This window comes from Flavihumibacter petaseus NBRC 106054, assembly GCF_000974785.1.
GTDB lineage: Bacteria > Bacteroidota > Bacteroidia > Chitinophagales > Chitinophagaceae > Flavihumibacter > Flavihumibacter petaseus.
On the sequence record NZ_BBWV01000001.1, the window covers coordinates 924,520 to 938,973 of the forward strand.

Here is a 14,454-nt window from a genome sequence, read left to right on the forward strand (position 1 = left end):
TAACGGCACCCACGCCGGAGATTGCCTTTATGCCCGATTGGCAGGGGTGCAGTTCTTGTCACCTTGATTGCATTTCAGTATTATTAGATCGCGAAAGCGAAACCTTATCTATCCGGACCATCCCATGGTCTGTGAGTGAGGGAGCTAAGCATTGCCTGATGGCATGTAAAGCGGTAAAATCATCACCGGAAATACCTTTCATTAAGATGAAGCACATTGCATTTTTCCTATTCCTGTTATTTTCAGTATTGGCCACTGTTGTTGCAAAGGCCCAAGTGCCAGACGAAAAATTTTCTGTACGGATTGAAGCAGGTGCGTCTATCCCCCTTGGGCGATTTGCACATAAATCTTTTTCAGCCACTCCCCATGACACTTCGGGAAATGCTGTGGTAGGTTTGTCCGCTGATGCTGTGTTTATGTATCAGTTAAAAAAATCGTTGGGTGTTTCTTTAATTATTGGCGGATCAATTAATAAACAAGACGAAGAGTATTTAAGAAATGAAATCAAAAAGCATGGGTCGGATCAAATGATTGTAAATGTTAATTCAGACAACTGGAAAGTATTTAAAGTTATGCCCGGCGTATATTATTCTATTCCGTTCTCTTCTGCCTCCCGATGGGAGTTGACACCGATGATATCAATGGGTTTCTGTAAAACAAAAGTACCAGGGTTTTCCTATTCTTATTACTATCCAGGTTTATCCGGGCCGGCATCCGCATTCAGTAAAGGCAAAGAAAATTTGCCGGTGACATTTTGTTATAGCGCCTCGCTTGCAATAAATTACCAGCTATCCAGGAGGCTTTTTGTACTAGCTAATGCCAATTATTTTGGAGCATCTCCTTCACAAGAATACAACTACTATGCCGACTGGCCCCAGACTACAGAACTGGCGTCAGCAAAGAAGCACTATTCGCTGGCGTCTGCAAACCTCAAAATTGGCGCAGGAATTAGATTTTGATCGTGGCACTACTTGTCGCAATTGTCGCAATCCACCCCAAAATTGTCGCTGAATCACCCGATAAATTCCCGGTTCATATAAATCTTTGTTATCATCAATCATGTAAACAAAATTGAACAATAAGATGAAAAACTTACCGGGATTCAATCGTTTACTCATGGCGGTCTTCCTGGCTGCCATGTCGCTGGCGCTAACACCTCAAACTATGGCACAGAAAATTAAACCTTCCAGTAGTGGCTATGCACCGGTTAATGGCATTAAAGTCTATTATGAAATATACGGCCAGGGACAGCCCATCGTTTTGTTGCATGGAGCTTTCTATACCATTGAAATGAACTGGGCGGAATTAATCCCCGGGTTATCAAAGACCCGAAAGGTTATAGCCATAGAATTGCAGGGCCATGGCCACAGCCCCTACGCTGAAAGGAAACTGGACCTTAAATCACTGGCAAGTGATGTAGAGCAGATCATGAACTACCTGAAGGTCGACAGCGCCGATGTTGCCGGATACAGCATGGGGGGTTCCGTAGCCTACCAGTTCGCTGTCCAATTTCCCAAACGGTTAAAGAAACTGGTAATCATCTCCTCTACCTATAAAAGCACTGGCTGGTTACCCGAAGTAAATAATGCGCTTAATGATTTCAAACCCGAATTCTTTGACGATTCGCCCCTGAAAACTGGATATGAAGCGGTTGCACCGGACAAAGCAAAATGGAGAAGTTTCCTGGACCAGATGATTGTTTTTGCAGGGGAAACCTTCGACATTGGTGACAGCAGTATTGCGCGTATTTCCTCCCCAGTGCTTTTGATTGCAGGCGACAACGACGGACTGGACAAAGTTGAACTGATGAAGACCTACCAGTTGTTGGGTGGTGGTATTATCGGAGATATGGCCCCAATGCCAAAATCACAACTGGCCATCGTGCCTGCGCAGAACCATGTCAGCCTGATGACCCAGACAAAAACAATTCTAGACTACCTGAACAATTTTTTAAAATAACCTGAACTTATCGGTACCTGTAGAAAAACAACAGCTAAACCAAACCATGGGAATACTAGACATATTTAAGAAAAAGAAAACAGAACCGGAATTCCCGGTAAATGAACTGGAGAAATGCCTGATGCAGGCAACATCAAGTGTATCAGCCCGTAAGGATTTCTACCAAAAACTATTATGGAACCAACTTTATGTATTAACTGGCGGCGTTTCTGATGCTGAACAGGGAAACAGGATTCTGGAAGCAGACACAACAGTTCAGCTTGTTGTATTTGAAACCGGCCACATCCCTGTCTTTACATCAACAAACAGAATTTTCGACAACGGCATTGTTAAAAAGGAAGTAAATTATTTGAGCCTGAAAGGGCAGGATCTGTTTGACCTGGCTAAAGGGGCGACTTTCATGCTGAATCCCTATTCCGACTATCGAAAAGAGTTAATCCCGGAGGAAATTGCGAGTCTCATGGATGGAACAATTTATGATCAAATAGACGATAGTGAAATCGCCACGCAGAAAAATGAACAATTCAACAAAATATTCAGGAATGCCGGTGAAAAGCAGAAGGGCCTGATATATCTGGACGGATACAATAGGAAAGCCCTATCCAAATCTGAGAAGTTGCGTCTTGAAGAATCTATTGACGGATTTAAAGAATGTCTCGGCATGATTCCTGACCATTGGCAAGCATGGTTTTGATGGCCAAATCACTACAACGACTGGACAGACATACCGAAGCATTTGAACAACTGGAATCAGCTTTCAAAATTGAATCGGAAAACTCCTCTATTCCGATGGAGGCTTCCCTGGAGGCGATGCATCTCAAAGACCTTGACAAAGCAATATACTATTCCGAAGAGTCCCTGAAAAGAAAACCACACGATGCTGCCATATTGGGCAATCATGCTATGAATTTATTACTGGCGGAGAAAGACAGTGAAGCGTTGGCTACCATTAATGAGGCGATCAGGATCCTTCCATCCGACTCCGTTAACAGGAATATAGAAGCAATTGTACGGGATGTTGTATCCGGAAAACGAAAAAGACCAACTTTCGAGGATACAATAAAATAGCGTGTTGTGCGGGGTGCAGTGTCATTAACGGAAGAATACAGGGAGGTAAATAATGAATAAGTAATAACCAAAACCAGGATATGAGAAAAGTAATTGCAGCAATAAATATGACTATTGATGGCAACTGCGACCACACAGCAGGGCTGCCGGACGAAGCAATCCATCAGCACTATACTGACTTGCTAAACAATGCCGACACCATCCTTTATGGAAGGATTACTTACCAACTCATGCAATACTGGCAGACACTGATCAAAAACCCATCCGGTGATAATACATACGACGAGTTTGCCCGGGCAATTGATAAAATTCATAAAATCGTCTTCTCAAAAAAGTTAAGTAATACTGACTGGAGCAGTGCGGTAATCGCAACTAAACCCGCCGACGAAATGGTAAAAGAACTGAAACAGCAACAAGGCAAAGACATTCTTGTAGGTAGTCGCAGTCTGATTAATCAACTGTTGAACCTCAATTTAATTGACGAATACCAGCTTTGTGTACATCCTGTTATTGCCGGACACGGAATGCCACTATTTGACCAGGTAAATGACCGGACTATTCTAAAACTGACAAATACCAAACTATTTCCTAACGGTGCAGTCATACTGCACTACGTCCCTTCAATCAAATGACTAGCAGCTCATCGGATCTGAATCTCCACCAATCCACCTGTAACCGCTGAGTAAAGAATATCCATGTTACAGGGATACTTCTACTATTTTGCCTTCTTTTGTGCTGTTTATTTTTCTAAACTCTGTCGGGCTTACGCCTTTGAATTTCCTAAAAAGGCGATTGAGGTGGCTTTCGTCAGTAAAACTAAATTCCTCAGAAATTTCACTTATCCGCATATCGCTATGCAGTAGCCTTGTCTCCACTAAACGCATTTTGAAATTGAAAATATAATTCTGAAGCGTATCCCCGGTTTGCTTCTTAAAATACCGGCCCAGATAGTTAAGCGAAATATTGAAATGCTCACTAAGTTTTTCAACTCTCAGGCGCTGGGGTTCAAATATGTTTTCCTGAATGTAATTCAGTATTTCTATAACGGGCTCGCCAGTTGTTTCTTTGATGTTCTTGGGTAGTTTCAGTGCTATATTCCTGGCCACAATGGTAATAATTGTATTTACCATCTGTTCCGAAACCCTTGTGTAATATAATTGTTGGTTTATTTGCTCATTCAGGACTGAATTAACAAGTGACGCGATTAAAGGCTTGTCAGACTTATTTTTCAAAATGCAGCCAGGCCTGTGACTTGCATTTTTCAATATATACTCAACCTGTGTTATTGCATCATCGTCTTTCTTGATTCTATCTTTTACATACAATTCATTAAAACGGATAAAGAAGAAAGAAGTAGTTGTACTGATTTTGAATGAATATACATCCTGCGGAGTTAGTAAAAACAAATTGCCTTTGCGGTAATTGAAGTGGTTTTTGTTTACTGTCTGAGTGCCTGTGCCATCTATAATATAAATTAATTCAAAGAAATTGTTGCGCCTCGAAGGCTTATTGAAATGTTCAAGTTCTTTCCACTCTATTTCATATTGCCTGTATAATACATTCCCCTTCATTGGCATAAATGTACTGAACAAGTGTAAAATAGTACAATTTGAATCAGATTCTCCTTGGATAATTTTACTACAATTAAAAACTAAATTATAGAATATGCCACATTTCATTATTGATTGCTCCGCAAACATTTTAACTAAAGTGCAGGAACGGGAAATTTTAAAAACAATCTTTGAAGCAACCTTTTCAAGCGGTCTTTTTGAAAAAGCTGATATTAAGGTAAGGGTGAACCCCTATTCAAGGTATGAAGTTGGCGGAAAGCCAACAGACTTTATTCATGTCTTCGGTTATATCCTTGAAGGAAGAACTGATAAAGAAATAGCCGACTTATCGCAAAGTATTGTAAAGCCATTGGTTGATTTGTTTCCCGATGTAGAATTCATTGCATCAAGTATAGATGAGTTTACAAAGATCGGTTACAGTAACAGGAATTTGGTGGCAAAATAATTCCATGTATAAAAATTTAAGATCATGAAATACTCAATGACTATCGTTAGTTTGTTGTTTTTCGTATCAATGCAAGCTCAGGATAACAAACCATCCAAAAAAGTAAGGAAACAATTTGCAGGCACATGGTCACTGGTCGCTGTTGAAAACACCAATGCCGACGGAAGTAAAACGCTACCCTATGGCGACAGCCCTGTGGGCCTGCTTGTTTTAACCAATGGAGGTGATTACGCTATTCAAATATTAAAGGCATTTCGCCCGAAAGTGGCAGCTAATGATAAAAACAAGGCTACCCCGGAAGAAAATAGTGCATTGGTACAAGGCAATAATTCTCACTTTGGCAGATATACGGTGGACTTGACGCAGCGTACAATTGCATTTAATGTACAACATGCATTTTATCCGAATTGGGAAAGTACAGTCCAGGTCCGTTCCTACACATTGGAAGAGAATACGTTAAGTTATATTGTCACCCAAACCACTAACGGCGGCTCAATAACAGCTAAAGTTGTCTGGAAGAAACAATACTAAATCTGACAGAGAAGCACCATTGGGATGGGTCTACGTAAAGACAAATACACCTACCACTGTAAAGATGCAATTCGATACGACACCTTGCTTTCCAACTATAGAGACTGCATTCCAAAAGAAAGAAGGTCAGTAATATTCAACGACAATGTAATTGCTTATATTGACGGGGAAAACCCGGAAGGACTGAATATCAGTAAACCAATCCCTGAATTATGGCAAATACTTTTTTACAGGCCGAGTGGAGAAAATTAGCAATGGCTAATTACGCTGTTGACAAAAGCCTGCTTAACAGTTACCTGCCTCACCGGACTGAGCTGGATTTATGGAATAACACCTGTTATGTAAGCCTGGTCGGATTTCTGTTTACCAACACGAAACTCAAAGGATTCAGAATTCCCTTCCATACAAATTTTGAAGAAGTAAACCTGCGGTTTTATGTTCGCTATAATGACAGCGGAACCTGGAAGCGGGGAGTTGTATTTGTGAAAGAAATTGTCCCCAAACCAGCGTTGACATTGGTGGCCAATACTGTTTACAAAGAGAACTACGAAACCATGCCCATGGAGCATTCCTGGATCACCGCCAATCACACAATAACTGCCGAATATAAATGGAAGAAAGGGCGATGGCACTCAATTAAAGTGAAAGCTGACCAGGTCTCCGTGCAAATTGCAGCGGGCAGTGAGGAAGAATTTATCACAGAACACTATTGGGGATATACCCGGATAACAAGCACAAAAACTTCCGAATACCAGGTTGAACATCCGAAGTGGGATGTCTATCCAACCAAAGGCTATCATATTGATGTGGATTTCGGAAACATTTACGGGGAAGAGTTTGACTTTTTAAAGAACGAGAATCCCAAATCTGTATTTCTCGCGGAAGGTTCTCCGATAAAAGTCAACGCTGGAAAAATCATTTAAGACCAGCTATCTGATATACTCCTTTTTTATTCCCAGTTTCTTCATTCTTGATTGCAATGTCTGAGGAGGAATGTTTAGAATCTCTGCTGCAGCTCCGGCGCCCCATATCCTGCCATTGCATTTGCGCAGAACGGACAAAATATGGTCCCGCTCATTTTCCTGGATCGTCTTTATTCGCAAAACTTCGTCACTATTACCATTTTCCTTCTTATCAATTTTTGGCAAAGGAAGATCCTGGATTATGTGACCTTTGGCCAGCAATACTCCCCGTTCAATCAGGTGTTCAAGTTCCCTTATGTTTCCCGGCCAATCATAACTATTCATACTGCTCAAAACCTTATCAGAAATTCCGCTTACTTTCAAACCTGCCTTCTGACTATAGACATTTATAAAGAATTGACATAATGCCGGTATATCTTCCTTACGATCACGAAGCGCAGGTAAACAAATTGGAAAAACGTTTAAGCGATAATATAAATCCAGCCGGAATCTTCCTTCCGCAACTTCTTTTTCCAAATTCCTGTTTGTCGCAGCGATAATACGTACATCAACTTTAATGGTATCTTTTCCACCAATCCTTTCAATTTCCTTCTCCTGCAGTACTCTCAACAATTTTACCTGCAACTCCAGCGGCATTTCCCCAATCTCATCCAGGAAAATAGTTCCACCGTCTGCCTTCTCAAATTTCCCGATCCTTTTCTCATGTGCTCCGGTAAATGCTCCTTTTTCATGACCGAATAACTCAGATTCTATCAATGTTGCAGGTAAAGCTGCGCAATTAATTTTGACAAAAGGCTTTCCTTTTCTTGAAGATGAATTATGAATGCAATCAGCGATCCTTTCTTTACCGGTTCCGCTCTCACCCAATAATAATACAGACGTATTCTGTTTGGCGATCTGCGCTACCAGGTCCATCACACTCAATAATGCCGGACTTGTTCCAATGATACCGTCAAATCCAAAATCAGTTGAATGTTGCATCTCATTCACCGCAATAAACGGCTCATTTTGCTTCAATACAACTCTCCTGTCTTCTTCATGAATACTATTGAATACGCCAATTAATGGCTCATGAAGGTGTAAAAACCAATCAAGCTGCTCAGCGTTAAAGCCATCCGGCACCCGCCGGAAAAAACTAAGTGAAAAACTAAAACCGTCCGATGATTCAAAAGGAATGACCAGATTCGACTGGAAATCAAATGTCTTTGCGAGTAATTGCTTAATCGGGTGCGATACAGATAGTTTTTCAAATTGATCGCCGGTGTAACATCCCGGTGTTTCGTCAGCCGACGAGCTCGCAAGCAGGTCCTTAAGCTTACCTGGCGACATTCCTGATATAGTTGATAGTTCGGTAAGACCTATTGCCTGGTATTCATCATAACCAATCCGCAAAAAAGCAAAGCCATTAAAACTATCTTCTTTAAATACTTTCAATTTTATAGCAAGGCAATCAAATGCCAAATACACCTGGAGCACTTTGGCCATATTTAAAAGCTTTCCCTTCCAACCGCCCTTTTCCTTACTGAGTACTTCCAATTTTCTCTTAAGATCCTTTTCCCGTCGTAACCTGGATTCAAGACTTTGTTCATAACGGTATCGGGCAATCTCCAGCATGACAAAGAGGTCTCTCTCACGAAATGGTTTAACCAGAAATCCATATGGTTGTGTCTCTTTTGCTGCATTTAACACCTCTTCATTTGAATTGGCTGATAAGTAAACAAATGGAATATTGTTCTCTGCCAGATTTCTGGCAAGATCAATTCCGGTTTGTTTGCCCTTTAGAAAAATATCGAGCAAAACAAACCCCGGTCGTTCCTCCTTTATCAATTCCTTTGCTTCAGGCACAGAACGGGCAATACCTGATACCGTATAGCCCTTTTTCTCCAGCATCAAGCTGAGATAATCCGCTTCGACAAACTGATCTTCCACGATCAATATTCTTTCTTTCATGAAGCAATAATTGAAAAGTTAATGGCTATTTCCGTCCCGTTGTTACGCTGAATCGAAAAGCCTCCATCTATGTCGTCGCTAAGCCCTTTCATTAATCTAAGACCCATGGATTGTTGGCTGGCAATGTTGAAATGATCCGGCAAGCCAACGCCATTGTCATGGATCACCAGTCTGAAATACTTTTCATCTACCTCTTTTAATGAAATATGAATAACACCCTCCCTATTTTCCGGAAAAGCATACTTGATTGAATTGGTAACGGCCTCACTTATAATCAATCCAATAGGAACACAGTAGGTAAGATTTAACATTACCGGGTCAACATCTACAACAAAATAAACTGACTTCCTGAGGTTAAAGCTATCCCGCAGGTAACTGACTAATTCATGAATATAATCAGGCATATTAATTGCCGACAGATCCTCTGACTGATACAATTTTTGATGGATCAGTGACATTGCCTGCACACGATGCTTGCTTTCTTCTACTGCTTTTATCGCTTCATCTGACTCAAGGTATCGTGATTGTGTTCCCAATAAACCCATCACCATATGAAAATTATTCTTCACCCTATGATGAATTTCCCTGACAAGCCATTCCTTTTCCCGGACCAAATGTTCAAGGGCGGCATTTTTCTTTTCAATTTCCTGTTGCTGGATGAATAACTTCCTATTTGCCTTTTGCTTAAGGATGGACTTGTTTATTAACAAAGCAATAATGATCAGGAGCAGGGCTGCAAGGCCAAGCTGAATCTTCTTATCTTTTTCCAGAAGTTGAATACTTTGATCTTTCTTATCAGTCTCATACTTAATAAGTAATTCATGCACCTCTTTGTCTTTTGCAACGGTGAAAATAGAGTCATTAAGGGCTTTATACAATTGAAAATGCCTGATCGCAGCAGGATAATTTCCATCGGCCGAGTCAACTTTAAACAACAGGTAATTTAAATCCATGATTCGTGTCGCCGATGTTGTGGTCATCAGGCCAGATGCTTTTAATAAATAAGGCTTTGCCTTCTTGAATTCATTTAGCTTAACATAAAACTTTCCAATATCATAATCAGCAATCATAATAGTTTCTATATTCCTGTCTCCACGATCAAATTCGCTTATCATGCCCAGAAAATATTTTTCTGCCATGGGATAATCCCCCATTGCATCATAACAATATGCGAAACTTTGAAATAAACTACCTTTCTCGTCGGCATGAACGGGTGGTTTCAATTTTGTAAGGTTATTCAATAACCCGATTGCCTGCCTCGCTTCCTTCGCCTTTATCATTTGAATGGTTAAGAGATAGGCCGTGAAATAAGTAAATCGCTCCGATGCAATCTTAGATCTGATCTCTAAACATTTCTTATACCAGTAAATGCTCTGTTCCGGCATATTCAGTTCCTCATACACCAGGGCCAGTTCTCCATAGCAATTGGCAAGCGATTTTGTTTCCTTTGACTGCTCAGAATTTTTGACGGCTTCCAATGAGTATTTCAGCGCCTGGTCAAACCTGCCACCATACCTGTTTGCTGAAGACAGGAACAAATAAATCTCTGGCAACCGGTACAGTTCATTTCCTTTTGCATCTGCCAGGGCAATCAGAAATATGCTGTCTGCAGTAATGAATTGGTTTTTATGAAAATACAAATTGCCCAGCTGCATTGTCGCATCGATCTTTCTCTGCATATTTCCCATCTCGGAGTAAAGCAGTAAAGCCTTTCTGAACCCATTTTCTATCGTATCCTGATACACATCATAAAAGAGAAGATAATCTCCTTCCTGCATACGGACATCAGCTTCCCGACCTTTGTTTCCCGTTCTTTGATAGGAATTGATCACCTGGGACAATATTTTTATCCCGGTTTCAAAATTTCTTTTCCGTATATACGCCATCCCGAGAAGCACAAGACTTTGATTATTAATCTCACTGTTGTAAGTGTTGGCTGAATCGCCTAAATAAACCGCCTTCCGCAAATAAAATAATGAACTGTCAATAAGTTCATCTTCCCTCCAGGATTGAAGAATATAAGTATACCCTAACTGGTTATAATAATACTGTCGACTGCTATCTGGTATTCTTTTACTTAAAGCTGCATAAAGTTGAAATTTGGAAAGCGTGCCAGGTTCCTGCGCGAAACAGGTGTTCAGGCAAAAAACTAAAAACAAAATGAGTTTCGGTTTCAATTTCCACATAGCCCTGTAAATCTACAACCCTTTGAACAAGCTGTTCGGCTTTTGAATACAAAATATTGACAGAAACTCCTCACCGATATTTCGTGTTTTATAGCCTCTTCCACCGAAATATCGGTGCGGGCCGATTGCTCCAAAAAGCTCCTTCAATTGATAAACAATCACTTCGGCTTGTGGCACCCTTGTTGACAAACTGTTGCAAACACCTTTGCAAATGGGACATCATCAATCAAAAACAATATTGTTTATCACGGGGGCTTTTGTTCACCACAGTTGCTGGGACGACTGGTGCACTTTTTTCCAGGGTAAAGGGTATAAAACTTTTGCTCCTGCATGGCCTTATAAAGACGATACAGCCGAAGCACTTCGAAAAAGTCATCCAAACAGCGCCATAGCTTCCAACAGGCTACACATGCTAACGAAGTATTTTGCCACGTTTGCAAAGCAATTACCGGAAAAGCCAATTTTGATAGGGCATTCGATCGGAGGTCTTCTCGTACAACTTCTATTGCAAGAGGGATTGGGCGCATTGGGAATAGCTATCCATTCGGTCCCGCCACAAGGGATAATGACTTTCAAATTTTCATTTATTAAAGCCGGCTGGGGGCCTTTGGGCTTTTTTACTTCCACCAAAAAATCATTCCTGCATTCTTTCAGCCAATGGAAATATGCGTTCACCAATGGAATGACGGCTGAAGAACAAAAAAATTCCTATTACCAATATACCATACCGGAATCCAAACTGATCGTCCGGGATACCATCACGAAAGCGGCCAAAATAAATTTTGAGAATCCACATGCCCCACTGCTATTCATCTCTGGCAGCAATGATCATACGATACCTGCATCACTCAACTACGCAAACTTCAGGAAATACAGGAAAAGCAACTCAACAACCGATTACCAGGAGTTTGCTGGTCACACTCATTTTGTTTTAGGCCAGCCAGACTGGAAGAAAACTGCTGAATTTGTTTTCGAATGGATCAAAAAACAATATAACGGCAGTACTATTTAATCATTCTATAAAATTAACCGGTTATGAAACAACCCAAAGATTTGCTCCATTTTTTACTTTTAGCAATTCTGACCACCTGCCTGATTGGTTCCAGTAGTTGCAATAATCCTGATAATGATGGCAAACCAAATTCAGCCACAACAGGCACAAAAGACAGCACTATTAGCCAACCTGCCGCACCTCCGGCAAACTTTAAACATCAGACTGCCACGATAAATGGTATAAACATTCACTACGTAATAGGTGGTGAAGGTGAGCCGCTGTTACTGATTCATGGCTTCGGACAAAACTGGTACATGTGGAACCGTATCCTTCCGGAGCTGTCGAAGCACTTTACGGTTATTGCACCAGATTTGCCGGGACTTGGGGAAAGTGATAAACCGGACACGGGCTATACAAAAAAACAACTGGCAAACAATCTGCATAGCCTGATGCAGCAGCTTGGTTTCAGGAGTGAGTATGTTGTGGGACACGACATTGGCTTAATGGTAGCTTATGCTTTTGCTGCACAATTCGGTGAGGAAGTAAAAAAAGTTGCTTTGCTGGACGCTTTGCTCCCTGGCGTAGAACCTGTCTGGAGTCAGGTGCATGCACAGGCATGGTGGTTTGGGTTTTTCGGATGGCCAGCCTCCGGTGATATTGTTGCCGGCAAGGAGAAAGAATTTCTCACCAATTTCTGGCCGGTAGTGGGTCACAAGAATGATGCCTTCACCAAAGCTGAAGTTGATGAATTTGTAAGAGCTTATTCCATACCAAAATCAACCTATGGCGCTTTTCACTGGTTTGCAGCATTTAACCAGGATGCCTCAGACAACCAGGAATTCATAAAACATAAACTAAAAATGCCATTACTGGCAATGGCTGGTGAGTATGCCAGCAACTTTTTGCCTGATCATTGCAAACTGGTTGCTGAGCAGGTAACGGGATCCATCATTAAAGGTGCGGGGCACTGGATCGTGCAGGAAAATACCGAACAGGTACAGCATGATCTGCTGTCGTTCCTTCTTTCCAAATAACAAATACTATCTGATAATTCATTAAACACCTTCAATCATTCAATCATGAAAACAATATTCCAATATTTCAAACTGACCGCCGCCATTTTTTTGGCTTGCTCAATACATGTAAATGCACAATCCGGTAGCGGACAACTGCGAATAACACAGCAGGAGATCATTAATACAAAATCAACTGGCGCATTGGCGCCAGGTTCTTCCAACTTAAGTGCAGTACAGGTCATTGTAATTTACGGTGACCCTTCAAAAGCCGGTCTATATACTATTCTATTGAAAGTAGCAGCCAATACCAAAATCCCTGCACATCTACATCCGGACGACAGAGTGGGAACTGTTGTTTCAGGAACCTGGTACTTTGGGTATGGTGATAAATTTGATGAAAGCAAATTGAAAAAACTGCCTGTGGGAAGTGTCTATTCGGAGAATCCGGATCAAAATCATTTTGCCATGACGAAGAAGGAGCCGGTTATTGTTGAGATAACCGGTTATGGTCCTTCAGGTGTAACGTATGTAAACCCGTCAGATGATCCGGCAACTAAAAACAATAAGCGGTAGTAAGAAAATCACACTTCCCGCCTAGGGACTATCCGGACAAAACTGGCAGCTGGCGTCACTGTCACCGCCGGTTTCGCCTTTTCATCCACCACAGAAATACCAGAATTTGAATGAATCTGTGCCTGTAGGCCTATACCCCACAAGAAAATCGAAACGAAAACCAGACTTCGTTTAGCCATAACCTTTTAAGATACGCAGTATGGTGCCTGAAAGCAAACAGCATGCTGGATTTCGCCGGTTGGCGGAATTTGTTCCGGAGTATGATGAAATATGTTCCGAAGTATGGTGAAATATGTTCCGAAACAGGGGTTTACCTCAATTCATTCGGAATTGAACCACAATTGAACCACACATCGTTCGGGAAATGGCTTCTCCGGGTCATCCGGGCCGGAAGCCGGGATCCGATCGCATTGAAGCAACATTCCATAACCAGGGACTAAACACTCTGGTCACTATAACTCAAACTGATTCCTGAATTTCCCGGTAATTCCTTTCGGAAATTCTAATTCTCTGTATGGTCTCCAAAGGCCCTTTCCACTTCACCTGGTAAAATGATATACCATCAGGCTTTACAGCCCAAAATAACACAGCCCACCAACCAGCATCTTCCAGCAGCTCGTTATCACCTGCAACTAATTCAACAGGTATAATTTCAACAATATCCTCCTTCCGGATCAGGATGCGTTTCACAAGAAATGCAAACACATGGCATTTTGACACTTCAATTACGTCATTCCTGACACTAACCGTGGAGAAAGAGACCAACGCACCACAGGCTATCAGAGAAACCAATATGATCCCATAGTCCCCTTTGCCAAGGAAAAAAAGATATAAAGTAAACCCAATAGCCCCCAGCAATATCAGTCTCAAAAACCAGACAAGTTTTATCATCTATCAGTAATACTAAACTACTTGAAGCAATGTCCCGATGCCAGTAACCATCACCATCGGGCGTATCAATGGTTCCAATGGTTGAACAGATTTGTAATATTCCGTATCCAGAACATCCATTTTATCAGCTAATACTTCCCAGTTATCCTGGTACTCACCTGAATATACAAAATCATAAAATCTGTCCGCCGTATAATTATCCGGATTAACAAATGAAAGCCGCCACGAAGTCCAGTCAGATATTTCAGATGGCGTGTCATTTTGAACAGAGGTTTTGTAAACATAATCTATCAATTCCTCGTTTGTCAATTGCTTTATGTCAATCATAAAATAGTATGTTACCTACT

16 protein-coding genes are annotated in these 14,454 nt (G+C 41.3%); 11 read left to right on the forward strand and 5 right to left on the reverse strand.

The window, feature by feature from the left end; translation table 11 throughout:
* Window positions 1-158 precede the first annotated feature (158 nt).
* From FPE01S_RS03900 to FPE01S_RS03915, 5 genes are all read left to right on the forward strand, one after another.
* Window positions 159-959, forward strand: a complete 801-nt coding sequence (locus tag FPE01S_RS03900) for a hypothetical protein (RefSeq protein ID WP_157473887.1) — start codon at window positions 159-161, stop codon at window positions 957-959.
* Window positions 960-1,083: 124 nt separating this feature from the next.
* Window positions 1,084-1,959 carry an alpha/beta fold hydrolase gene (locus FPE01S_RS03905; protein WP_052955490.1) on the forward strand — a complete coding sequence of 292 codons (876 nt, stop codon included), beginning with the start codon at window positions 1,084-1,086 and terminating at the stop codon, window positions 1,957-1,959.
* Between the two features lie 46 nt (window positions 1,960-2,005).
* Window positions 2,006-2,653, forward strand: coding sequence for an SseB family protein (locus tag FPE01S_RS26120; protein WP_217998165.1), 648 nt, complete (start codon window positions 2,006-2,008; stop codon window positions 2,651-2,653).
* On the forward strand, window positions 2,653-3,027 hold the full coding sequence (locus tag FPE01S_RS26125) for a tetratricopeptide repeat protein (protein WP_217998166.1): 375 nt from the start codon (window positions 2,653-2,655) through the stop codon (window positions 3,025-3,027). Before FPE01S_RS26120 ends, FPE01S_RS26125 begins: the two co-directional genes overlap by 1 nt.
* Before the next feature lie 80 nt (window positions 3,028-3,107).
* Window positions 3,108-3,659: a dihydrofolate reductase family protein gene (locus FPE01S_RS03915; RefSeq protein ID WP_046367555.1), complete on the forward strand. Its 552-nt coding sequence runs from the start codon at window positions 3,108-3,110 to the stop codon at window positions 3,657-3,659.
* A 66-nt stretch (window positions 3,660-3,725) separates the two neighbouring features.
* Here the strand turns inward: FPE01S_RS03915 and FPE01S_RS03920 are convergent, their stop codons facing one another.
* Window positions 3,726-4,598, reverse strand: a complete 873-nt coding sequence (locus FPE01S_RS03920) for an AraC family transcriptional regulator (RefSeq protein ID WP_046368634.1) — start codon at window positions 4,596-4,598, stop codon at window positions 3,726-3,728.
* A gap of 94 nt (window positions 4,599-4,692) precedes the next feature.
* Between FPE01S_RS03920 and FPE01S_RS03925 the strand changes: the two genes are divergently transcribed.
* The 3 genes from FPE01S_RS03925 (at window position 4,693) to FPE01S_RS03935 (ending at window position 6,497) form a co-directional block, all read left to right on the forward strand.
* The gene (locus tag FPE01S_RS03925) at window positions 4,693-5,043 is read left to right on the forward strand and encodes a 5-carboxymethyl-2-hydroxymuconate Delta-isomerase (RefSeq protein ID WP_046367556.1); all 351 of its coding nucleotides are present in this window, start codon (window positions 4,693-4,695) and stop codon (window positions 5,041-5,043) included.
* Window positions 5,044-5,067: 24 nt separating this feature from the next.
* Window positions 5,068-5,574, forward strand: coding sequence for a lipocalin-like domain-containing protein (locus FPE01S_RS03930; RefSeq protein WP_046367557.1), 507 nt, complete (start codon window positions 5,068-5,070; stop codon window positions 5,572-5,574).
* A gap of 212 nt (window positions 5,575-5,786) precedes the next feature.
* Window positions 5,787-6,497, forward strand: coding sequence for a YqjF family protein (locus tag FPE01S_RS03935; protein WP_046367558.1), 711 nt, complete (start codon window positions 5,787-5,789; stop codon window positions 6,495-6,497).
* A 6-nt stretch (window positions 6,498-6,503) separates the two neighbouring features.
* Here FPE01S_RS03935 and FPE01S_RS03940 read toward each other — a convergent pair whose 3' ends face one another.
* Together FPE01S_RS03940 and FPE01S_RS03945 are read right to left on the reverse strand one after the other, a co-directional pair.
* A complete protein-coding gene (locus FPE01S_RS03940) occupies window positions 6,504-8,447 on the reverse strand; it encodes a sigma 54-interacting transcriptional regulator (protein ID WP_046367559.1) in 1,944 nt (647 codons plus the stop codon).
* Window positions 8,444-10,633, reverse strand: a complete 2,190-nt coding sequence (locus tag FPE01S_RS03945) for a tetratricopeptide repeat-containing sensor histidine kinase (protein ID WP_052955491.1) — start codon at window positions 10,631-10,633, stop codon at window positions 8,444-8,446. Before FPE01S_RS03945 ends, FPE01S_RS03940 begins: the two co-directional genes overlap by 4 nt.
* 211 nt (window positions 10,634-10,844) lie before the next feature.
* Between FPE01S_RS03945 and FPE01S_RS03950 the strand changes: the two genes are divergently transcribed.
* From FPE01S_RS03950 to FPE01S_RS03960, 3 genes are read left to right on the forward strand one after another with little or no spacing between them, the layout of a single operon-like run.
* Entirely contained in the window at window positions 10,845-11,645 is an 801-nt protein-coding gene (locus FPE01S_RS03950; RefSeq protein ID WP_046367560.1) for an alpha/beta fold hydrolase, read from the forward strand.
* Between the two features lie 23 nt (window positions 11,646-11,668).
* Window positions 11,669-12,661 (forward strand): alpha/beta fold hydrolase, encoded by a 993-nt coding sequence (locus FPE01S_RS03955; protein ID WP_052955492.1) that lies wholly within the window; start codon window positions 11,669-11,671, stop codon window positions 12,659-12,661.
* A 45-nt stretch (window positions 12,662-12,706) separates the two neighbouring features.
* The gene (locus FPE01S_RS03960) at window positions 12,707-13,216 is read left to right on the forward strand and encodes a cupin domain-containing protein (RefSeq protein ID WP_046367561.1); all 510 of its coding nucleotides are present in this window, start codon (window positions 12,707-12,709) and stop codon (window positions 13,214-13,216) included.
* A gap of 459 nt (window positions 13,217-13,675) precedes the next feature.
* On the opposite strand, the gene FPE01S_RS03970 is transcribed toward FPE01S_RS03960, so the two are convergent.
* Together FPE01S_RS03970 and FPE01S_RS03975 are read right to left on the reverse strand one after the other, a co-directional pair.
* Window positions 13,676-14,107, reverse strand: a complete 432-nt coding sequence (locus tag FPE01S_RS03970) for a hypothetical protein (RefSeq protein WP_046367563.1) — start codon at window positions 14,105-14,107, stop codon at window positions 13,676-13,678.
* 12 nt (window positions 14,108-14,119) lie between these two features.
* Window positions 14,120-14,434, reverse strand: a complete 315-nt coding sequence (locus tag FPE01S_RS03975) for a hypothetical protein (RefSeq protein ID WP_046367564.1) — start codon at window positions 14,432-14,434, stop codon at window positions 14,120-14,122.
* Window positions 14,435-14,454: the final 20 nt, after the last annotated feature.